At 71.3% G+C, this 19,085-nt stretch carries 22 protein-coding genes and 2 pseudogenes; 17 read left to right on the top strand and 7 right to left on the bottom strand.

The window, feature by feature from the left end:
- Positions 1-122: 122 nt before the first annotated feature.
- Both ACQ614_RS35925 and ACQ614_RS35920 read left to right on the top strand, forming a co-directional pair.
- A complete protein-coding gene (locus ACQ614_RS35925) occupies positions 123-1,610 on the top strand; it encodes a hypothetical protein (RefSeq protein ID WP_431683311.1) in 1,488 nt (495 codons plus the stop codon).
- A gap of 10 nt (positions 1,611-1,620) precedes the next feature.
- On the top strand, positions 1,621-2,895 hold the full coding sequence (locus ACQ614_RS35920) for an IS256 family transposase (protein WP_431683310.1): 1,275 nt from the start codon (positions 1,621-1,623) through the stop codon (positions 2,893-2,895).
- Between the two features lie 66 nt (positions 2,896-2,961).
- Here the strand turns inward: ACQ614_RS35920 and ACQ614_RS35915 are convergent, their stop codons facing one another.
- The 5 genes from ACQ614_RS35915 to ACQ614_RS35895 form a co-directional block, all read right to left on the bottom strand.
- Positions 2,962-3,561 (bottom strand): alkaline shock response membrane anchor protein AmaP, encoded by a 600-nt coding sequence (locus ACQ614_RS35915; RefSeq protein WP_431683309.1) that lies wholly within the window; start codon positions 3,559-3,561, stop codon positions 2,962-2,964.
- A gap of 55 nt (positions 3,562-3,616) precedes the next feature.
- Positions 3,617-4,291, bottom strand: coding sequence for a DUF6286 domain-containing protein (locus ACQ614_RS35910; RefSeq protein ID WP_431683308.1), 675 nt, complete (start codon positions 4,289-4,291; stop codon positions 3,617-3,619).
- A 96-nt stretch (positions 4,292-4,387) separates the two neighbouring features.
- Positions 4,388-4,738 carry a hypothetical protein gene (locus ACQ614_RS35905; protein ID WP_431683307.1) on the bottom strand — a complete coding sequence of 117 codons (351 nt, stop codon included), beginning with the start codon at positions 4,736-4,738 and terminating at the stop codon, positions 4,388-4,390.
- Positions 4,735-4,923 (bottom strand): hypothetical protein, encoded by a 189-nt coding sequence (locus tag ACQ614_RS35900; protein ID WP_431683306.1) that lies wholly within the window; start codon positions 4,921-4,923, stop codon positions 4,735-4,737. Before ACQ614_RS35900 ends, ACQ614_RS35905 begins: the two co-directional genes overlap by 4 nt.
- A gap of 91 nt (positions 4,924-5,014) precedes the next feature.
- Positions 5,015-5,488 (bottom strand): Asp23/Gls24 family envelope stress response protein, encoded by a 474-nt coding sequence (locus tag ACQ614_RS35895; RefSeq protein ID WP_431683305.1) that lies wholly within the window; start codon positions 5,486-5,488, stop codon positions 5,015-5,017.
- A 161-nt stretch (positions 5,489-5,649) separates the two neighbouring features.
- On the opposite strand from ACQ614_RS35895, the gene ACQ614_RS35890 reads away from it, so the two are divergent.
- The 13 genes and pseudogenes from ACQ614_RS35890 to ACQ614_RS35830 all read left to right on the top strand — a co-directional run bounded on the left by ACQ614_RS35890 (position 5,650) and on the right by ACQ614_RS35830 (position 15,093).
- Positions 5,650-6,333 (top strand): RNA polymerase sigma factor, encoded by a 684-nt coding sequence (locus ACQ614_RS35890; RefSeq protein WP_431683304.1) that lies wholly within the window; start codon positions 5,650-5,652, stop codon positions 6,331-6,333.
- A gap of 365 nt (positions 6,334-6,698) precedes the next feature.
- On the top strand, positions 6,699-6,869 hold the full coding sequence (locus ACQ614_RS35885) for a hypothetical protein (RefSeq protein ID WP_431683303.1): 171 nt from the start codon (positions 6,699-6,701) through the stop codon (positions 6,867-6,869).
- Positions 6,870-7,116: 247 nt separating this feature from the next.
- A complete protein-coding gene (locus tag ACQ614_RS35880) occupies positions 7,117-7,617 on the top strand; it encodes a hemerythrin domain-containing protein (RefSeq protein ID WP_431683302.1) in 501 nt (166 codons plus the stop codon).
- Positions 7,618-7,753: 136 nt separating this feature from the next.
- The gene (locus tag ACQ614_RS35875; protein WP_363519825.1) at positions 7,754-7,909 is read left to right on the top strand and encodes a DUF6131 family protein; all 156 of its coding nucleotides are present in this window, start codon (positions 7,754-7,756) and stop codon (positions 7,907-7,909) included.
- A 373-nt stretch (positions 7,910-8,282) separates the two neighbouring features.
- A complete protein-coding gene (locus tag ACQ614_RS35870; RefSeq protein WP_431683301.1) occupies positions 8,283-9,299 on the top strand; it encodes an acyl-CoA desaturase in 1,017 nt (338 codons plus the stop codon).
- A 17-nt stretch (positions 9,300-9,316) separates the two neighbouring features.
- Positions 9,317-9,712, top strand: a complete 396-nt coding sequence (locus ACQ614_RS35865) for an STAS domain-containing protein (RefSeq protein ID WP_431683300.1) — start codon at positions 9,317-9,319, stop codon at positions 9,710-9,712.
- Positions 9,713-9,718: 6 nt separating this feature from the next.
- Entirely contained in the window at positions 9,719-10,414 is a 696-nt protein-coding gene (locus ACQ614_RS35860; RefSeq protein ID WP_431683299.1) for an ANTAR domain-containing protein, read from the top strand.
- Positions 10,415-10,448: 34 nt separating this feature from the next.
- The gene (locus ACQ614_RS35855; protein ID WP_431683298.1) at positions 10,449-11,186 is read left to right on the top strand and encodes a GAF domain-containing protein; all 738 of its coding nucleotides are present in this window, start codon (positions 10,449-10,451) and stop codon (positions 11,184-11,186) included.
- Between the two features lie 656 nt (positions 11,187-11,842).
- Entirely contained in the window at positions 11,843-12,667 is an 825-nt protein-coding gene (ddaH, locus tag ACQ614_RS35850; RefSeq protein ID WP_431683297.1) for a dimethylargininase, read from the top strand.
- 43 nt (positions 12,668-12,710) lie between these two features.
- Positions 12,711-13,733, top strand: coding sequence for an iron-containing redox enzyme family protein (locus tag ACQ614_RS35845; protein ID WP_431683296.1), 1,023 nt, complete (start codon positions 12,711-12,713; stop codon positions 13,731-13,733).
- Positions 13,734-13,905: 172 nt separating this feature from the next.
- Positions 13,906-14,103 (top strand): annotated as a pseudogene (locus ACQ614_RS35840) (CinA family protein); the annotation flags it as partial.
- 140 nt (positions 14,104-14,243) lie between these two features.
- On the top strand, positions 14,244-14,891 hold the full coding sequence (locus ACQ614_RS35835) for a HemK2/MTQ2 family protein methyltransferase (RefSeq protein ID WP_431683295.1): 648 nt from the start codon (positions 14,244-14,246) through the stop codon (positions 14,889-14,891).
- The gene (locus ACQ614_RS35830; RefSeq protein WP_431683294.1) at positions 14,875-15,093 is read left to right on the top strand and encodes a CDGSH iron-sulfur domain-containing protein; all 219 of its coding nucleotides are present in this window, start codon (positions 14,875-14,877) and stop codon (positions 15,091-15,093) included. Before ACQ614_RS35835 ends, ACQ614_RS35830 begins: the two co-directional genes overlap by 17 nt.
- 249 nt (positions 15,094-15,342) lie before the next feature.
- Here ACQ614_RS35830 and ACQ614_RS35825 read toward each other — a convergent pair.
- Positions 15,343-15,709 (bottom strand): annotated as a pseudogene (locus ACQ614_RS35825) (alcohol dehydrogenase catalytic domain-containing protein); the annotation flags it as partial.
- Between the two features lie 257 nt (positions 15,710-15,966).
- Positions 15,967-16,617 carry an HAD family hydrolase gene (locus ACQ614_RS35820; RefSeq protein WP_431683293.1) on the bottom strand — a complete coding sequence of 217 codons (651 nt, stop codon included), beginning with the start codon at positions 16,615-16,617 and terminating at the stop codon, positions 15,967-15,969.
- Between the two features lie 163 nt (positions 16,618-16,780).
- Here ACQ614_RS35820 and ACQ614_RS35815 point away from each other — a divergent pair, with 163 nt between their 5' ends.
- Positions 16,781-17,728: a GlxA family transcriptional regulator gene (locus ACQ614_RS35815; protein WP_431683292.1), complete on the top strand. Its 948-nt coding sequence runs from the start codon at positions 16,781-16,783 to the stop codon at positions 17,726-17,728.
- Positions 17,729-17,899: 171 nt separating this feature from the next.
- The gene (gene gap, locus ACQ614_RS35810) at positions 17,900-18,898 is read left to right on the top strand and encodes a type I glyceraldehyde-3-phosphate dehydrogenase (protein ID WP_431683291.1); all 999 of its coding nucleotides are present in this window, start codon (positions 17,900-17,902) and stop codon (positions 18,896-18,898) included.
- The last annotated feature ends 187 nt before the right edge of the window (positions 18,899-19,085 follow it).

The raw sequence follows: 19,085 nt of genomic DNA, 5'->3' as shown, positions 1-19,085 counted from the left end.
GTCCCCGCCGGTCGGGCCCGGTACTTCGACCGAACGCTCCGGTCGAAAGTGATGTCCGCACTTGCGCTTCGTTCCGGCCCGCTTGTGCCGAGCGTATCTGAAAGATCGTGTAAGTCCGTGATGTGACAGGCTGGCCGAGGCTCGGCCTCGGGTCTTGGCCGGCCCTCTCTCTCTCTCTCTCTCTCTCTCTCTCTCTCTCTCTCTCTCTCTCTCTCTCTCTCTCTCTCTCTCTCTCTCTCTCTCTCTCTCTCTCTCTCTCTCTCTCTCTCTCTCTCTCTCTCTCTCTCTCTCTCTCTCTCTCTCTCTCTCTCTCTCTCTCTCTCTCTCTCTCTCTCTCTCTCTCTCTCTCTCTCTCTCTCTCTCTCTCTCTCTCTCTCTCTCTCTCTCTCTCTCTCTCTCTCTCTCTCTCTCTCTCTCTCTCTCTCTCTCTCTCTCTCTCTCTCTCTCTCTCTCTCTCTCTCTCTCTCTCTCTCTCTCTCTCTCTCTCTCTCTCTCTCTCTCTCTCTCTCTCTCTCTCTCTCTCTCTCTCTCTCTCTCTCTCTCTCTCTCTCTCTCTCTCTCTCTCTCTCTCTCTCTCTCTCTCTCTCTCTCTCTCTCTCTCTCTCTCTCTCTCTCTCTCTCTCTCTCTCTCTCTCTCTCTCTCTCTCTCTCTCTCTCTCTCTCTCTCTCTCTCTCTCTCTCTCTCTCTCTCTCTCTCTCTCTCTCTCTCTCTCTCTCTCTCTCTCTCTCTCTCTCTCTCTCTCTCTCTCTCTCTCTCTCTCTCTCTCTCTCTCTCTCTCTCTCTCTCTCTCTCTCTCTCTCTCTCTCTCTCTCTCTCTCTCTCTCTCTCTCTCTCTCTCTCTCTCTCTCTCTCTCTCTCTCTCTCTCTCTCTCTCTCTCTCTCTCTCTCTCTCTCTCTCTCTCTCTCTCTCTCTCTCTCTCTCTCTCTCTCTCTCTCTCTCTCTCTCTCTCTCTCTCTCTCTCTCTCTCTCTCTCTCTCTCTCTCTCTCTCTCTCTCTCTCTCTCTCTCTCTCTCTCTCTCTCTCTCTCTCTCTCTCTCTCTCTCTCTCTCTCTCTCTCTCTCTCTCTCTCTCTCTCTCTCTCTCTCTCTCTCTCTCTCTCTCTCTCTCTCTCTCTCTCTCTCTCTCTCTCTCTCTCTCTCTCTCTCTCTCTCTCTCTCTCTCTCTCTCTCTCTCTCTCTCTCTCTCTCTCTCTCTCTCTCTCTCTCTCTCTCTCTCTCTCTCTCTCTCTCTCTCTCTCTCTCTCTCTCTCTCTCTCTCTCTCTCTCTCTCTCTCTCTCTCTCTCTCTCTCTCTCTCTCTCTCTCTCTCTCTCTCTCTCTCTCTCTCTCTCTCTCTCTCTCTCTCTCTCTCTCTCTCTCTCTCTCTCTCTCTCTCTCTCTCTCTCTCTCTCTCTCTCTCTCTCTCTCTCTCTCTCTCTCTCTCTCTCTCTCTCTCTCTCTCTCTCTCTCTCTCTCTCTCTCTCTCTCTCTCTCTCTCTCTCTCTCTCTCTCTCTCTCTCTCTCTCTCTCTCTCTCTCTCTCTCTCTCTCTCTCTCTCTCTCTCTCTCTCTCTCTCTCTCTCTCTCTCTCTCTCTCTCTCTCTCTCTCTCTCTCTCTCTCTCTCTCTCTGAACGGACGGACATGACTACTGACAGCGAGAACCCGGCCGTCGAGCAGGTCGGGGACGAGTTGGTGGACGAGGTCGTCGAGCGGCTGATGGACCGCGCCGATGCCTCCGGGGCGGCCCTGCTGGGCGAGGGCGGGCTGCTGACCCAGATCACCCGGGCCGTGCTGGAACGGGCGCTGGAGGCCGAGATGACCGAGCACCTGGGCTACGAGAAGCACGACCCCGCGGGCCGGGGCTCGGGCAACAGCCGCAACGGCACCTCGCCGAAGACGGTGCTGACCGACGTCGGAGCGGTGACGGTGGCGGTGCCCAGGGACCGCAACGGAGAGTTCGAGCCGCTGCTGGTGCCGAAGAACGCGCGGCGGCTGGCGGGGTTCAACGAGCGGATCCTGTCGCTGTACGCCCGCGGCATGAGCGTGCGGGACATCCGCTCCCACCTGGCCGCCATCTACGGCGTCGAGGTCAGCCCGGACCTGATCAGCAGGGTCACCGACGCCGTCACCGACGAACTCACCGTCTGGCAGAACAGGCCGCTGGACCCGGTCTGGCCGATCATCTACATCGACGCGCTGTGGGTGAAGATCCGCTCCGGTGCGGTGAGTTCGAAGCCGGTCTACCTTGCGGTCGGGGTCGACATGGACGGCCGCAAGGACGTCCTGGGGCTGTGGGTCGGCGCGGAGGGCGAGGGCGCGACCACATGGATGGCGGTGCTGTCCGAACTGCGCAACCGCGGCGTCGAGGACGTCTGTATCGTCGCCTGCGACGGGCTCAAGGGCCTGCCCGACGCGGTGACCGCGACCTGGCCCCGCGCCACGGTCCAGACGTGTGTGATCCACCTGATCCGGGCGTCTCTCAGGCTGGCGTCCAAGCGGGACCACCCCAAGCTGGTGCCGGCACTGAAGGCCGTCTACACGGCCGCGACCGAGCAGGCCGCCGAACAGGCGCTGGAGGAGTTCGCCGCTTCCGATCTCGGAACCCGCTATCCGGCGGTCGTCCAGACCTGGCAACGGGCCTGGCCCGAGTTCACGCCCTACCTGGCCTTCCCGCCCGCGATAAGGAAGGTCGTTTACTCCACGAACATGGTCGAGTCGATCAACTCCCGGCTGCGGAAGGCCACCCGCAACCGCGGCCATTTCCCCTCCGAACAGGCCGCGTTGAAGGTGCTCTACCTCGCCGTCCGGGAGCTCATCAACCCGAAGGCGCGCGACGTCAACCACGTCGCCGCACACTGGAAGGAGGCGCTGAACCAGTTCTCGCTGTTCTTCGAGGACCGGCTCAGCATCCAATGACCACAGGTGACTTACACGAGGTCGCTGACACGCCCCTTGTGCCGGCCGTGGCCTGGTCGTCGCGGGTCACTCGGCGCGGTGGGGCCGGTGGGAGGCGACGCGCAGCGTGGCCCGGGTGGGGAGTTGCTCCCATCCGGTGCTGCGGCGGGCGCGGTGCAGGGTGCTTTCCAGGGCGGGGAGGATGTCGCGGGGGCGGGCGTCCGGATCGAGGGTGAGGTCGAGGGTGGCGTGGGGGTGGTGGGCGTGACCGGTCAGGTGGGCCTGCGCCTTGTGGACGCCGGGGAGTCGGGCGGCGTCGGCGGCCAGGGCGTCGTTGAGTGCGGCGTCGTGCAGTTCGACGCCGTCGCAGGGCGGGTTGCCGACCGGCAGGCGTCCGGGGTGCCGGTGGCGGAGTTGTGCCAGGAGCCACCACAGGGCCAGGGCGGTGAGGATGGTCAGGGCGGCGATGACGGTGGGCCACCACCAGGCCTCGTCCGTCCAGCGGGTGCGGTCCTGGACCGGCAGGAGGGTGTCGTGCGGGCCGGTGAGGGGCCAGTCGGCGGGCGGGTCGAGGCTCCAGCGCCGGTAGAGGTCCAGGGCGCCGACCAGCACGAGCAGGCCACCGCCCAGCATGACCAGGCCCGCGACGGCCAGCAGGGTCCGGTTGAGGACGGAGTGAGAGTTCATCAGGTCGTCTCCTGTGGCGATGGGGCCCGCGGTCTGTGTCGCTGCGGTGGCACGGTCACGGGCCGCGCCGGCGGGCTCGGACCGTGAGCCGGGGTACCCGGGCCAGGGCGAGGGCGTCGAGCTGCGCTGTCAGCGCATCGGTGACCTCGGTTCGCACCGTGTCCAGGTCGCGGAAGGAGACCTGCGCACGGGCGTTGATCCGGCGCCGGCGCACCCTGATGTCGGCGTGGGATACGCCCGGCACGCGCAGGGCGGCATCGCGCAGCAGTCGTGCGGCACCGTCGCGGTCGAGGGCGGCCTGCGGTGCGTCCGGGTCGTCGGGGGCCGCCATGGGCAGGAGGTGCCGGCGACCGGGGGTGAGCGCCAGGATGATCAGCCACAGGCCGAGGACGGCTGCCACTGCCGCGCCGGTGATGACCCACGGGTCGTCGATCGGCCGGGCGGCGAGTTCGTCGGCGAGGGTCTTGCGCCAGGCCGCGGCGGTGTGGCCGGTGCGCACCCGGACGACGTCGAACAGCGTGAACGCGCAGGCCGCCAGGACGACGAGGGCCACGATCGCGGCGGGAACCCTCCGCTCGGACCACCAGCGCGGGGCTGCACGCCCGTGCCGGGCACGGCCGCGGTCGGTGTCGCCCGTGGGCTTGCCGGGTGGTGTCCTGTCGGGCGGACCACCTTGCACGGTGGCGGATTCGGGGTCCGGGTCGGAGACGGCCGGGTGCTGGTGTGTCATGCCGGCTCTCCCTGAGGTCTGGTGGCGGTGGACGGGGCGGCTCCTCGTGGCGGTGGTCCGCGGGGAGGGGCTCGGTGCCGGGGCGTGCGCTGCGGGTCAGCTGACGCGGCCGCCGCTGCCCTCGGGGCGGAGGCGGCGGATCGCGAGGGCGACCTCGGTGACCTCGAGTCCGGTCAGGCGACCCACGCGAAGGGCCACCTGGCGTTGCAGTTCGCGGGCGGCTGCGGCGAGGTCGATCGGGTAGGGCAGTTCGACGGCCAGCCTGATGCGGGTGGAGCTGCCGTGGACGCGTGCCGACGCGTCGGGGGTCGGCGGTGCGGGCCGCGCGGGGCCGTACGGCTGTGTGAGGAGGGCCTCCCGGCCGGCCCGGGCGGCGATCCTGGCCACCACGCGGTCCGGGATGACGGTGGCGCCGCGCTCGTGTGCCGCGACGGGTTGCGGGGTCATCGGCGCCGGTCCTCGGATCGGGGCCGGCGCCAGTCCCTGACGTCCACGTCGCCCTCCAGGAGGCGCCCGACGACGAGGCCGACCACGCCGAGGACGAGAACCAGGAGGAAGGCCCAGAAGCCGCCGAAGTATCCGGCGAATCCCAGGGCCATTCCCGCGAGCAGACCGAGTGCGGTTGTGCTCATCTCACATGCTCCTTGTTCGGTGCCGCCCCGGGTCGCCCGAAGCACGCAGCAGCGTCCGGACAGCGTCGGCGAGGGGTCGGGCGGCTGCCGGTCAGGCGACGCGGCTCTCGGTGTCGTCGTCCTCGTCGGGGAGGTGGACGTCGTCGACGGCGATGTTCACCTCCACGACCTCCAGGCCGGTCATGCGTTCCACAGCCGAGATGACACTGACGCGCACGTCGCCCGCCAGCTCGGTGATGGGTACGCCGTACTCGACGACGACGACGAGGTCGACGGCGGCCTGGCGCTCGCCCACCTCGACCTTCACTCCGCCCCTGACGCTGGCCCGTCCGCCGCCCGGAACGCGCTCGCGTACCGCGCCCAGGGTGCGGGACATCCCGGCTCCCAGGGCGTGGATACCGGGGACGTCCCGCGCGGCCGTGCCCGCGATCTTCTCCACGACGCCGTCCGCGATGGTCGTCCTCCCCCTGTCCTCGGGCGTCCGCTCGGCGCCGGCGCGGCCGTGCAGGCCGTCGTCTGCCGAGCGTGCCTCGCCCTGCGGGAAACTGCCGGCCGTGTCCGTCATGGCAGGCCTCCTTGACCTCGCCCCGGCGCGGACCCGGACGGGCCCGCCGAACTGTTGGACGCCGCCCGCGGGAAATCCTCACGTCCTCGGCATGATTGTTCGTATCCGGGACAGGCGGAGGGGCGAGGGGGGATGCACGGCACCGGCAACCGGACAGCATGATGAGCACAGCGCAGACCCACACCACCGCCGGCCTCCGCGGGCGGCCTCCGCCGCCCCGGCCCTCCGCCCGACGCGACCGCGCGGCGGTGCCGTGGCGCCTGCCGTCCCCGTCCACCGCAGTCCGCCCGGACCGCGCCGGCCCGGCCGGCGACCGGCTCCTCGCGGTCCGAGCCGCAGAGGGCGACGACGACGCCTTCGCCGTCCTGGTCGGCCGCCACAGCGCCGTCCTCCTCACCCTCGCCCGACACCTGACCGGCAACCGGCAGGACGCCGAGGACGTCGTCCAGGAGTCCCTCCTCAGCGCGTGGAGACGACTGCCGGAATTCCGGGGCGACGCCGCGTTCCGCACCTGGCTCTACCGCATCGTCACCAACCGCTGCCTCAGTCTCCTGCGCAGCCGTCCCCTGCCTGCCGTCCCCCTCGACATCCGGCCCGAACTCCCGGCACTCCAGGCCCGGGGAGCGCCGGAGCAGATCGCCGAGTCCCGCGCCGCCACACGCGCACTCTCCCGCGCACTGGCCGGCATCGACCCCGACCAGCGGGCCTGCTGGATCCTGCGCGAACTGCACGGCATGCACTACGGCGAGATCGCACGAACCCTCGGCGTCAGCGAACAGACGGTGCGCGGCAGGCTGTTCCGTGCACGCCGGTCCCTGGCGGAGGCGATGGACCCATGGCGCTAGAACACCGCCCGCCCCGCACAGCCGACCAGACACCGACAGGGCCTGGCACCGGCCTGAACCCGGGCAGTCCCGATGACCCCGCCGACGCCCAGAAGCAGCGCCTCCTGCGTCAGGCCACCGAGGCCCTGCGCGCACAGGGACCCGACAGCTGGAGCACGGCCCTGGCAGAGCGGGTCATGCGCGCGGTACGGGCCGAACACCGACGGGGACGACAGCTTTCCCGTGGCGACCCCGCCCGGAGACATCGCATCGACGAGAACACCGCAGCCATAGCGCTGCGCCGCGCCGCCGACAACGCCGGCACGGCCCGGGCGGGCAGCTGCCGCCTCACACCCGTCGCCGGCGGTAGAACCATTCACGCAACCATGACCCTCACCGCCGACCCGTCCCGCCCACTGCTCCCCCAGGCCGACCAGGTCCGCCGGGCCGTCCTGCGCAACGCCCGGCACACCCTCGGACTAGCCGTCACACGCGTCGACATCACCATCGACGACCTCCACACCCCGAAGCCCGATCGCAGGCCGATCCTGCCCTGACCATGACGCCGCACGCCACGACGGGTCAGCAACGGGTCCAGGTCTCGGGGCACGGCGTAGTTGCGGGCGAAGACCGAACCGGCTCAGGCGACAGCAGAACCCTCACCACGGCGGCCGAGCCCCGAAACCGCGCCCGCCCGGCAGTTGTTCAGACGCGGACGGCACGGGATCGGCGGGCACGGACGTGTGAGTTCGGGCCCGGTGGGCAGACGCGAAGCCACGCCTCGTCCTACGGAGGAACCAACCCATGTCCACTGACGCCATTGTTCTGCTGAAGGAGGACCACAAGGAGGTGCGCCGCCTCTTCCGGGCCTTCGAAGCCGCCGACGAGAACGCCTCGGAGGTCAAGGCAGACCTCGTGAGCAGGATCGTGGAAGCACTGACGGTCCACACCTTCATCGAGAACGAGGTCATGTACCCCGCGGTCCGCGAACTCGTTCCCGCCCTCGAACACGACATCCTGGAGTCCTTCGAGGAGCACCACGTCGCCGACCTGCTGTGCACCGAACTCGACGCGATGGACCCCGGCGACGAGCGGTTCGACGCGAAGACCACCGTCCTCGTCGAAGCCGTCGGCCACCACATCCAGGAGGAGGAGGACGACTGGTTCCCCAAGGTCCGCGACGCCCTGGGCCGCAAGGAACTCCAGGAGATCGGGGCCCGCATGCTGGAGGCCCGCGCCACGGCACCCCGCCGGCCCGAGCAGCCCGGCTCGCTCAAGAAGGCCGCCGACGCGATCTTCCGCTGACCACAAAGGAACGCCGGGCAGCCGCACACCGCTCCCGACCCCGTTGCGGCAGACCCTACCCGGGATCCGCCCTCGCTCCGCATTCGCGCAGCACCAGACAAGGCCATTCAAGGGGGGCGTCACGCCGGAGGTCCCAATGATCATCCTCGGAGTCATCCTTCTCGTCATCGGCTTGGTCGCCGGCATCGGCTTCCTGTGGACGATCGGCATCGTCCTGGTCGTCATCGGACTGATCCTCTGGATCCTCGGCGCCGTCGGTCACGAGGTCGGAGGCCGTCGCCACTACTGGTGAACCGTCAAACGGTCTCTGGGACTGGAGTCCTCACCCGACAGGCAGGCATGCCCCCACCGGCCGCGAGCACCAGCAAGCGCCGAAGTTTCGCGTTTGCCGGTGCTCGCGGCCGGTGACGACGGGCGAGGGCACGCCGTACGTCTTCGGCGCAGGTCCGGCCTGCCCGGAAGGCCTGGCAAGGGGCATCGTGGCCGCTCGGCCGGCCGGACGATGGGCGAGCCCGCGATCGGATTCTTGGCGGGGCGACACGATGGGCGTACCGTCGAAGAAGACCCGAACGAACGCCCGGCCCATTCTCCGGGCGGGAGAGTCATCGGGTCCTATCCGCCGCCCCAGACCCCGGCTGCGCCGCACCAACGGCGAAGGAGCCGGGATGGCCATCACAGACCGCCGCACCTCATCACTGTCCGACGGCGGCACCGACGCGACGCGGGGCAGCACCGTCCCGGTGCTCTACGACGGAGTCTCCCCGTTCCCGCGTGACGAATCCGAAGGCCGGAACCGTGTCCCCCGATGGCAGATGGCTGTCACCGCCGTCGTGGTGGCGTTCCCCTTCATCGCCCTCGCGGCCGCGCTCTGGCTGCTGTGGGGCAGCGTCGTGGGTCCCACCGATGTGGTCCTCGCCGTCGTGCTGTACTGCCTCACGGGGCTGGGCGTGACAGTGGGCTTCCACCGCGGCCTCACCCACGGCAGCTTCACCCCCAACCGCCCCGTGAAGATCGCGATGGCGATCGCCGGATCGATGAGCTTCCAGGGAGACGTGATCACCTGGGTCGCCACCCACCGCCGCCACCACGCCTACACCGACCGCCCCGGGGACCCGCACTCCCCGTTCCGTTTCGGCACCAGCCTCACCGGCGAACTCCGGGGCCTGGTCCACGCCCACGTCGGCTGGCTGTTCACCGCCGACATCACCCCGCCCGCCCGCTACGCACCCGACCTGCTCGCGGACTCGGACCTGCGAGCCGTGTCCAGGGCGTTCCCCTGGCTGTGCGTCCTGTCCCTGGCAGTGCCCTTCGGCGCGGGATGGGCCGTGGGAGGTACCTGGAGCGCCGCACTCACCGCCCTGATCTGGGCCGGCCTCGTCCGCGTCGCCCTGCTTCAGCACGTGACCTGGAGCGTCAACTCCCTGTGCCACATGATCGGCAGACGCCCCTTCCGTACCCGCCGCCACGACCGCGCCACCAACCTGTGGCCCCTCGCACTGCTGTCCTTCGGCGAGAGCTGGCACAACCTCCACCACGCCGATCCCACCTGCGCCCGCCACGGCGTCGACCGCGGACAGATCGACCCCACGGCCGCCGTCATCCGCCTGCTGGAGCGAACGGGCTGGGTGCACGATGTCCGGTGGCCCGTGGCCGGCCGGCTCGAAACCCGACGCCAAGCCTGACACCACGGAGCCGCACCATGCCCGTCCACACCCCCGCTCCGGCACTGATGGTCGTCGTCGACCGTCCGGTGCACGGCGAGCGCGCCGTCGTCCTCGTCGCCGGCGAGATCGACCTCGACTCCGCGCCGGCCCTGCGCGCGGCACTCGACCGCTGCCTGCGAGCAGGCATCCGCAGCATCGACATCGACACCCGCGCCGTCACGTTCTGCGACGCGAGCGGCCTCAACGTCCTGCTCGCCGCAGCCCACCGGGCGGCCGCCGCCGGCGGAGTGCTGACGTTGCTGCGCCCCTCCTGGCAGGTGAGCCGACTGCTGGACGTCACCGCCACCACCACGTACCTCGCGCCGGCACACGGCCCGCCCCTCACCGATCCCGGCCGCACGCTGAACGCCGCGGCCGCGCACGCCTCGTGAAACGTCATGATCAGCGACCTCATGGCCCGAACCCTGCCCCTGCTCCGCAGGCAGGCCGACACCCTGGACCTCCACGCCCTCCCCGAAGCGGGACGGCGCGCCCTCGGCGTGGACTCCCTGGCGGTCTCGCTCCTGACCGACACCGGCCAGTGCGAACTCCTCTGGTGCTCCGGAACGCTCGGCCACCGCTTCGAGGACCTCGAACTCGTCCTCGGCGAAGGCCCCGGGAACGAGGCCGCCACCGGCGGCCGGCCCGTCCTCGTCCCCGACCTGGACCGGACCCGCTCGGACCGCTGGCCCGTGCTGGCCGCCGAGTCGGCGGCGCTCCCCGTCCTCGCGGTCTTCAGCTTCCCCCTCGGCGTCGGCGCCGTCCAAGTCGGAGCCCTCACCACGGTGCGCCGCACCCGCGGCCCACTCACCGGAGCCCAGGCCGGCGACGCCCGCATCCTCGCCGCGGCCCTCACCTCGCTCTGCCTCACAGAACCGGACCGCGAGGCCCTGGCGCAGGAGGAGGATCCGCCGGCCCTCCTGCGGGCCGTGGTCCACCAGGCGACGGGAATGCTCAGCGTCCAGCTCGACGTCCCGCTGCCCGAGGCGCTGGCCCGGCTCCGCGCCCACGCCTACGCGTCCGGACACGCCGTCGGCGCCGTCTCCCGGAGCATCGTCGACCACCGCCTCCGTCTGGGCGAGAATGAGCCGTGAGTACAGCTTCAGGTGCGGGTGAGGTTCGAGTTCCATGACACGCGTGCAACGACTGACGGAAGTATTCGTGGAGGTCGCCAACTCGCTGACCGGTGACTTCGGTGTCATCGAGTTCCTGCAGCAGTTGTGTGAGCGCTGCGTGGAACTCCTCGACGTGGCGGCGGCGGGAATCCTGCTCGCCGACCCGCAGGACCGGCTCATGACCGTGGCCGCCTCGGACGAGCGCACGCACATGCTGGAACTCTTCGCCCTCCAGCACGAGCAGGGCCCGTGCGTCGACTGCCACCGCACCGGCAACCCGCGGGTCGCCATCGACCTCACCGACGAGAACGTCGTGTCGCAGTGGCGGTCCTTCGCCTCGCAGGCCCGGCAGATCGGATTCGTGACCGCCAACGCCATCCCGATGCGCCTGCGCGGACGGGTGATCGGAACCCTGGGACTGTTCCAGAGCACGCCCGGACGGCTGAGTGCAGACAACGTCATGCTCGCCCAGGCACTCGCGGACGTCGCCACCGTCGCCATCCTCCAGCAGCGCACCCTCGACGACAGCGAAACCGAACGCGGCCAGCTCCAGTACGCGCTGACCAGCCGCATCGCCGTCGAACAGGCCAAAGGCATCCTCGCCGAACGCTGGCAACTCCCCCTCGACGACGCGTTCACCGCACTCCGGGCCTACGCCCGCGCACAGCACATCCAACTCGCCGAGCTGGCCGCGGAGATCACACGAGGCGGCTTCGACACCGACCGGATCCCCCACCCCGACGCCACATAGCCCGCCGCAGGGACGAAGGTCGGCGGGCGCCCGGCATCCCCGGAACGAACCTGCGCGTCCCGTCACCGGTACCACCCACGCCCGACAGCCCCGGCGATCCCCGACGGCGGCCCTCACACGATGTCGACGGCGGCGACGCCCTGCAGGACTCCCCCGCCGTCCCGGGCGGCTGCGAGGCAGTCCTCGAAAACGGCCGCCCGGCAGTCCGGCCGGGCGGCCGTGCCGCGCACCACGGCGTCCGGCTGCCGTGGCCTGGCAGTTCTCCGTGCCAGAGCCGTCCGACCTCGATGTACGCGTCCGCGGCGGCAGGGCCCGTGAGCTGTTCCTGCACGGTCAGCGCCCACACGGTGGGCTCCGAGCCGACGTCCTCGCTCATGTGAGACTTCCCGGCGCCTCCCCAGCCGTGCCCACACCACCTGCCGCCCGGCGTGCTCGGCGCCAGGGCTCGGGGCAGCCGCGACGGCAGCCCGGTCGGCTGACCGCCGGGAGGACGATGGCTCGGATCGCGTGACTGCGGCGGCCGTAGCGCCGGTGGTGACCCGCCTGCCCGGTATTGGCGCAGGAGTGTGCGCCCGCGGGCCACGGGTAGGCGCGCGGCAGACCGACCGGTGGCAGCGGACGCCACCCGGCCACGAGTCGACCCGGGAGCCCCCACCATGACTGCTTCGCCCCACCGCGAACCCCGCCGCAGGCGGTACCTGCTGTGCCCACCCGCGCACTTCGCCGTCAGCTACGCGATCAACCCGTGGATGGACCCCGGCCGCCCGGTCGACCGGGCGGCCGCCGACCGGCAGTGGCGCCGGCTGCGCGCGGTGCTGCGCGGCCTGGGGCACGAGGTACTGACGCTCGACCCGTTGCCGGGGCTGCCCGACATGGTGTTCACCGCCAACGGCGCCACCGTGGTGGACGGGCGGGTGCTGGTGGCACGGTTCAAGTACGCCGAACGCGCGGGCGAGGCCGCCGCCCACCGTCGCTGGTTCGCCCGCGCGGGCTACCGGCCGGTGCACACGGCGACCCAGGTCAACGAAGGTGAGGGCGATCTACTGGTCGCCGGACGGCGGATCCTGGCCGGCTCGGGCCTCCGGACGACCGCCCCCGCGCACCGCGAGGCGCAGCACCTGCTCGGCCTGCCGGTCGTCACCCTGCGGCTGGTCGACCCGCGCTTCTACCATCTGGACACCGCGCTCACCGTCCTGAGCGACGATCAGATCATGTACTGGCCTCCCGCCCTCGCTCCCACCAGCCGGCGGCTGCTCGCCGCGCTGTACCCGAACGCCATCCTCGCGGACGAGGCGGACGCGGCCGCCTTCGGCCTCAACGCCATCAGCGACGGCCGGCACGTCGTGCTGCCCCGGGCCGCCGCCGGTCTGGCCGCACAGCTGCACGCGCACGGCTACCGGCCGGTGCCGGTGGAGATGCCCGAACTCCTCAAGGCCGGCGGCGGCCCCAAGTGCTGCACGCTCGAACTCCGCGGCGCGTGAAACCGCGCCAGGCTCTGCTCCCCTTCGCGAGAGAGGTGCCCGCATGACGACCGCCCGTCGTCCCGCCGCCCGGACCACGCCCGTCCTCCCCTCGGCACGCGGGCCGGTGTCCGCCAGGCTCCTGGACGTGCTCACCGCCTCGCCGGGCACAGCCCCCGGCCGCCCGGCGGACATCCCGGACCCGTGGGGCGAGGACCTGCAGCTGGCCCTCTACGTCTGTTACGAACTCCACTACCAGGGCTTCGACCGGGTGGACCCGGCCTGGGAGTGGGACGTCGGTCTCCTGGCACTGCGGGCCCGGCTGGAGCAAGCCTTCCTGGCGGCACTGCGCGAGGCCGTCGGCGACCCCGGCACGCTGGAGCAGCTGGTCGCCGACCTGCTCGTCGAGCCGGCGAACGGCACCGGCCCCTCGTACCACCTGCTGGAGCGCGGCGAGCGGTGGCAGGTGCGGGAGTACCTGGTCCACCGGTCGCTCTACCACCTCAAGGAGGCCGACCCGCAGCTGTGGGTCGTCCCGCGGCTGCCCCACCCGGCCAAGGCCGCCCTGATCACCGTCCAGTACGACGAGTACGGGTCGGGGCGGCCCGAGCAGGCCCACGCGCTGCTGTTCGCACGGATGATGGCCGACCTGGGCCTCGACACCCGCTACGGCCACTACCTCGACGCCGTCCCCGCCCCCGCGCTCGCCGTCGTCAACCTGATGTCGCTGTTCGGGCTGCACCGGGCACTGCGCGGCGCGGCGGTCGGCCAGTTCGCCGCGATCGAGATCACCTCCCCGCCGGGCGCCGCCCGGCTGGCTTGCGCGCTGGAACGCCTCGGCGCCTCACCTGCGGGCACCCTCTTCTACCGGGAGCACGTGGTTGCCGACGCCGTCCACGAACAGCTGGTGCGCCGCACCGTCCTGCAGCCGCTCGTCGCGCAGGACCCGGCACTCGCTGCGGACATCGCCTTCGGCATCGCCGCCACCGGCGCGGTGGAGGACCGGATGGCCGACCGCCTGCTCACCGCCTGGGGCCGGGGCCGGAGCTCGCTGCGGGCACCGCTCGACGACTGCCCGCGGGCCTGAGGCCTCAGCCATGCCCGACCGCCCCTCCCGCGGCAGCCGCCCGGACCGGCCGCGCGGCTCGCCCGGCAGACCGCCATGGCACGGACCGCGGCCGACCGCACCGTCGCCGCGGCCGGGTCCCTGACGGCCGGCGCCCGCTGCCAAGTGCTCGCGGAAGCACCCCGCGACCGATCTGAAGCAGGGACTGCCCGGTGTCGACCTGGCGCTGCTGCGCGAGCACGGGCCGGTGCACGCCCAGGTGGCATCTCAAATGTCCGGCAGCCTGACCGGCGCCCGGTACGCCCCGGCCACCACCGGGGTCGCCGGCCCCGCCCCGCAGGACGGACGGCAGGTCGGTACGGTCTTCGTCGCCCTGGCCTTCCCGCCCAGCATGGCCACCGTGGAGCCGCGTCACGACGCCACCGCCCCGTCGGCATCCGCCGACGCGGCCGTCCTCGCGCGCCGGAGTTTTCCGCGCCGTCGTCACGCGACGCGATGGTTGGGGCCGGGCCGGACGGGCAGGCGCGGACCATGCTTCTGTTCACCCCGCCGGGTGTGTATCCGGCCCAGGGGGACACCCGGCTGCTCACCGACGCGCTGGAGCGGGAGAACCTCGCCGGCAGCCGGGTCCTCGATCTGTGCACCGGCAGCGGAGCGGTGGCGTTGGCCGCCGCCGCGCGGGGCGCCCGTGTCACAGCGGTAGACGTCTCCCTGCGCGCTCTGGCGGCGGCCGCGGCGAATCTGCTGCTCAACCGCCGCCGGGTGCGGCTGCGCCACGGCGACCTGCTCGAACCGGTCGCCGGCGGCCGGTTCGACCTCATCACGGCGAACCCGCCGTACGTCCCCAGCCGGTCGGCGCCGCCGCGCCACGGCATCGCCCGGAGCTGGGACGCCGGCCGCGACGGACGCGACCTGCTGGACCGGATCTGCGCCGAGGCCCCGGCGCTGCTCGCCCCCGGCGGGGTGCTGCTCGTCGTGCAGTCGGCCCTCGCGGGCGTCCCGGCGACCTGTGCCGCGCTCGCCCGGGCCGGACTGCGGGTCGGGATCGCCGCCCGCCGGCGCCAGCCGTTCGGGCCGGTGATGACCGCCCGGGCCGGCTGGTTCGAGGAACGCGGCCTCATCGCACCGGGGCAGCGCGAGGAGGAACTGGTGGTGGTCCGCGGTGTCCGGCCCGCCTGACCGCACGCCCCGGCGGATCACCGTCGCCGCGGACGGCCCGTACCTGGTGGAGGGCCCGGTCGAAATCGTCCTCCCGGACGGCACCCGGCAGATCAGTGAACGGCCGGTGGTCGCCCTGTGCGCGTGCCGGCGCAGCAGGTGCTACCCGTTCTGCGACACGAGCCATCGCCGCCGTGCCCGGCCCCCGGACGCCCAGGTGTGAGAACCCGCCTGGTACGAAGGCACGCCGGCTCAGAGCAGCGTGCCCGCTGTCTCGTCGGCGATCATCCGGACGAGGCCCCTGCGCCTGGTCTGCCGGAGCCGCCGTCGTCGGCGCGCGGCGCCGTTCCCGCCCACCAGCAGGCGGTGCAGGGCCTCGTCGACGCGGTTCAGGTCCCCGCCCGCCCACAGCTCCGGGCTCCGCGGAGGCCGGTAGGACGGCAGCCACCGCGGGGGCAGGGCCGAGGATGCCGGCGGCCGGGTCCGGCCCGGCCGGGAGGGGGACGAGCATGGCGTCGGCGAAGGGGACGCGGACCAGGTCGGAGAACAGACCCCCCCCAGGTGCCGCCGAGCGGCGCCCCGTACGTCACCGTGTAGGGCACGGCGGTGCGGTGCGCCTGCAGGCCGGTCCGGCAGCGCTCGCGCTGTCCGCAGGAGATCGCCCAGGGGACCACGACCAGGTCGCCGGGTGCGATGCGGGTGACGGCGTCGCCGACCTCGACCACCCGGGCCACGCACTCGTGGCCGATCGCGAACGGCGGCTCGACGAAGCCGTGGCCGGCGAGGATCATCGAGTCCACGTCGCAGGTGGTGGCCGCGACCGGGGCGACGACGGCGTCGGTGCCGGCTGATCCACGGCGCGCATCGCCCGGGGCGCACGGACCCTAAACCCGTTGGCGGCCGCCTCCCGCACTGCGAGCATCTCGGGATGAGCGATCACCGGGACGCCGTTCTCCGCCTGTGGGGACGGCAGCTGTTCGAGCGTCAGAGCGACCCGGTCGGCTGGGCCGAAGCGGTCCTCCGTGCGGCCGGGCGCCCGCCGACCGCCGTCGCGGCGGCCATGGCGGGCCGGCCCGCAGGGGGCACTGCGTCCGTGTCAGATGTGGTCGAGCAGCTCCGGGAGGCGTTCGATCAGGCCGGTGGCACCGGCGGCGGTGAGGCGGTGGGCTGGGGTCAGTGCGGTGTAGCCGAGGACGTCCATTCCGGCGGCGCGGGCGGCGAGGACGCCGTTGGGGCTGTCCTCCACCACCAGGCATTCGTGCGGGGCCACGCCGAGCGAGGCCGCCGCGTGCAGGAAGAGGTCGGGGGCGGGCTTGCCCACGCCCTGAACGTCCTGGGCACTGAAGACGAGTTCCTTCGGCAGGTGCGGCCGCAGGCCGGCACGGTCGAGGGTGAGGTCGATCCAGGCGTGGTCGGAGGAGGAGGCCAGGCAGTAGGGGATGCCGCGTCCGCGCAGTTCGTCCAGGACGGTGTCCGCGCCGGTCGTCGCGGCCAGCCCTTCGCGGAATGCGGCGAAGACGCGGTCGTGGCAGCGCGCCGTGAAGTCCTCGGGCAGGGTGCCCCGGTAGCGGTCGGCGATCACCTGGTGGACGTTGCGCCCGGCGTTGCCCAGGAAGTAGTGGAAGGACTCCTCGAGGGTCGTCGGATAGCCGAGTTCGGTCAGGTATCCGGAGAGGATGCGGTACGCGGTCGGCTCGCTGTCGACGAGCACCCCGTCGTTGTCGAAGATCACCAACTGGTAGGCCATCCGGGCAGGCTACCCGTCGGCGCACGATCGGTGACGGGCCGTCGGGCCCGGAGGGCACAGCCCCGCCCGGCTGAAGACTCCGCCGACCGGTGGCAGGATGCTTGCGGCAGCCGCCGTCCCGGCCACGGGGCGAACGGGTCCGCGGGAGTGTGAGGGAGGCCCGATGGGCGCAGGGAAGCACCGGGTCGCGGTGCTGGTGCTCGAGGGTGCGAAGCCGCTCGACGTGGGCATCCCGGCGCAGGTGTTCTCGAGCCGGCCGAGCATGCCGTACGAGGTGCGGGTCTGCGGTGCGGCGCCGGGGCTGGTGGCCGGCGGCGACGGGCTCTCGTACCACGTGGCGGACGGCCTGGAGGCCTTCGAGCAGGCCGACACCGTCTTCATCCCGGGCTACCGGGAGCCGGCGACCACGGAGCCGCCTGCCGCGGTCGTCGCGGCGCTGACGGCCGCCCACGAGCGGGGGACGCGGCTCGCCGCGATCTCCACGGGGGCGTTCGCGCTGGCGGCGACGGGGCTGCTCGACGGCAAGCGGGCGACGACGCACTGGCACTACACCAAGGCCCTCGCCGAGCGGCATCCGCTGGTGCGGGTGGACGAGAACGTGCTCTTCGTGGACGAGGGCGACGTGCTGACCTCGGCGGGCGCGGCCTCCGGCATCGACCTGTGTCTGCACCTGGTGCGGCGCGACCACGGCGTCGGGCTCTCCAACCACGTGGCGCGGCGGCTGGTGGCGGCGCCCTACCGCAGCGGCGGCCAGGCGCAGTACGTCCCGCGGAGCGTGCCCGAGCCGCTCGGCGACGTGTTCGCCGACACGCGCGAGTGGGCGCTGGCGCACCTCGCGGAACCGCTGACCCTGGAGGCGCTGGCCCGCAATGCGCGGGTGTCGGCGCGCACCTTCTCCCGGCGGTTCGCGGAGGACACCGGCTACACGCCCATGCAGTGGGTGCTGCGGGCCCGGGTGGACCTGGCGCGCGAGCTGCTGGAGCGCACCGATCTGGGTGTGGAGCAGATCGCCGACCGGGTCGGGCTCGGCACCGGCGCCAACCTGCGGATGCACTTCCAGCGGATTCTCGGCACCTCGCCGACGGAGTACCGGCACACCTTCTCCGCCTGAGGGCTGCGTGATCCGCGCAGCCGGGCGGCGGGCCGGCGCGGGCTGGCGAGATCCTTGCGACCGGTGGCGACATGTCTGGCGGGATACTTGCGCATGCTGTCGATCAGGCCACTGTCTGCGGGCGCCCGGGACGCCGAACATGGACGGCGGGACGAAACGAAAGGAACCTCCATGACCCGCATCGCCGTCAACGGATTCGGCCGCATCGGACGCAACACCCTCCGCGCCCTGCTCGAGCGCGACAGCAAGCTGGAGGTCGTCGCCGTCAACGACCTGACCGCCCCGGACGCCCTCGCGCACCTGCTGAAGTTCGACAGTGCGCTCGGCCGCCTCGGCCGCCCGGTCGAGGTCGACGGGACCGATCTGGTGGTCGACGGCCGCCGGATCAAGGTGCTCGCCGAGCGGGAGCCCGCCCGGCTGCCGTGGGCCGAGCTCGGTGTCGACATCGTCCTGGAGGCCACCGGCCGTTTCACCTCGGCGGAGGCCGCCCGCGCGCACATCACGGCCGGCGCCCGGCGTGTGCTGGTGAGCGCCCCCTCCGACGGCGCGGACGTCACCCTCGCCTACGGCGTGAACACCGAGGCCTACGACCCGGCCGAGCACGTGATCGTCTCCAACGCCTCCTGCACCACGAATGCGCTGGCCCCGCTGGCGTCCGTGCTGGACGACCTGGCCGGCATCGAGCACGGCTTCATGACCACGGTGCACGCCTACACCCAGGAGCAGAACCTCCAGGACGGCCCGCACCGCGACATGCGCCGCGCCCGCGCCGCCGGCGTGAACATCGTGCCCACCACCACCGGCGCCGCCAAGGCGATCGGCCTGGTGCTGCCGGGCCTGGACGGCAAGCTGTCGGGCGACTCCATCCGGGTGCCCGTCCCGGTCGGCTCGATCGTGGAGCTGAACACCACGGTCTCCCGCGAGGTCACCCTCGACGAGGTGCTCGCGGCCTACCGCACCGCCGCCGACGGCCGGCTCAAGGGCATCCTCGACTACTCCGACGAACCGCTGGTCTCCGGCGACATCACCGGCCAGCCCGCCTCGTCGATCTTCGACGCCGCGCTCACCCGGGTCGACGGCCGGCACGTCAAGGTGGTCGCCTGGTACGACAACGAGTGGGGCTTCTCGAACCGCGTCATCGACACCCTCGAGCTGCTCGCGCAGGACTGAGCGCCTTCGACCCGTCGTCGGGGGCCGGCCGCCGGGCCGGCCCCCGGCCGTTTCCCGGCACCGGCCCGGAGCGGATTTCGGGTGCGGCGGGTCCGGATGCAGCGTCCTCCCCCATCTACGCTCTTCCACATCGGCGAACTGCCCGAGGACACCGAGGTCGCCGTCTACTGCCGCGGCGAGTACTGCG

The sequence above is a fragment of the Kitasatospora dryopteridis genome, assembly GCF_050749075.1.
Taxonomy (GTDB): domain Bacteria; phylum Actinomycetota; class Actinomycetes; order Streptomycetales; family Streptomycetaceae; genus Kitasatospora.
Note: the sequence above shows the minus strand (reverse complement) of the source record. Positions and strands in the feature narration are given on the sequence as shown.

Excerpts from the sequence above, each read along its gene's own strand:
- ACQ614_RS35920 (WP_431683310.1), top strand. The coding sequence starts at position 1,621 with ATGACTACTGACAGCGAGAACCCGGCCGTCGAGCAGGTCGGGGACGAG.
- ACQ614_RS35915 (WP_431683309.1), bottom strand. The coding sequence starts at position 3,561 with ATGAACTCTCACTCCGTCCTCAACCGGACCCTGCTGGCCGTCGCGGGC.
- ACQ614_RS35910 (WP_431683308.1), bottom strand. The coding sequence starts at position 4,291 with ATGACACACCAGCACCCGGCCGTCTCCGACCCGGACCCCGAATCCGCC.
- ACQ614_RS35905 (WP_431683307.1), bottom strand. The coding sequence starts at position 4,738 with ATGACCCCGCAACCCGTCGCGGCACACGAGCGCGGCGCCACCGTCATC.
- ACQ614_RS35900 (WP_431683306.1), bottom strand. The coding sequence starts at position 4,923 with ATGAGCACAACCGCACTCGGTCTGCTCGCGGGAATGGCCCTGGGATTC.
- ACQ614_RS35895 (WP_431683305.1), bottom strand. The coding sequence starts at position 5,488 with ATGACGGACACGGCCGGCAGTTTCCCGCAGGGCGAGGCACGCTCGGCA.
- ACQ614_RS35890 (WP_431683304.1), top strand. The coding sequence starts at position 5,650 with ATGAGCACAGCGCAGACCCACACCACCGCCGGCCTCCGCGGGCGGCCT.
- ACQ614_RS35885 (WP_431683303.1), top strand. The coding sequence starts at position 6,699 with ATGACCCTCACCGCCGACCCGTCCCGCCCACTGCTCCCCCAGGCCGAC.
- ACQ614_RS35880 (WP_431683302.1), top strand. The coding sequence starts at position 7,117 with ATGTCCACTGACGCCATTGTTCTGCTGAAGGAGGACCACAAGGAGGTG.
- ACQ614_RS35875 (WP_363519825.1), top strand. The coding sequence starts at position 7,754 with ATGATCATCCTCGGAGTCATCCTTCTCGTCATCGGCTTGGTCGCCGGC.
- ACQ614_RS35870 (WP_431683301.1), top strand. The coding sequence starts at position 8,283 with ATGGCCATCACAGACCGCCGCACCTCATCACTGTCCGACGGCGGCACC.
- ACQ614_RS35865 (WP_431683300.1), top strand. The coding sequence starts at position 9,317 with ATGCCCGTCCACACCCCCGCTCCGGCACTGATGGTCGTCGTCGACCGT.
- ACQ614_RS35860 (WP_431683299.1), top strand. The coding sequence starts at position 9,719 with ATGATCAGCGACCTCATGGCCCGAACCCTGCCCCTGCTCCGCAGGCAG.
- ACQ614_RS35855 (WP_431683298.1), top strand. The coding sequence starts at position 10,449 with ATGACACGCGTGCAACGACTGACGGAAGTATTCGTGGAGGTCGCCAAC.
- ddaH (WP_431683297.1), top strand. The coding sequence starts at position 11,843 with ATGACTGCTTCGCCCCACCGCGAACCCCGCCGCAGGCGGTACCTGCTG.
- ACQ614_RS35845 (WP_431683296.1), top strand. The coding sequence starts at position 12,711 with ATGACGACCGCCCGTCGTCCCGCCGCCCGGACCACGCCCGTCCTCCCC.
- ACQ614_RS35835 (WP_431683295.1), top strand. The coding sequence starts at position 14,244 with ATGCTTCTGTTCACCCCGCCGGGTGTGTATCCGGCCCAGGGGGACACC.
- ACQ614_RS35820 (WP_431683293.1), bottom strand. The coding sequence starts at position 16,617 with ATGGCCTACCAGTTGGTGATCTTCGACAACGACGGGGTGCTCGTCGAC.
- ACQ614_RS35815 (WP_431683292.1), top strand. The coding sequence starts at position 16,781 with ATGGGCGCAGGGAAGCACCGGGTCGCGGTGCTGGTGCTCGAGGGTGCG.
- gap (WP_431683291.1), top strand. The coding sequence starts at position 17,900 with ATGACCCGCATCGCCGTCAACGGATTCGGCCGCATCGGACGCAACACC.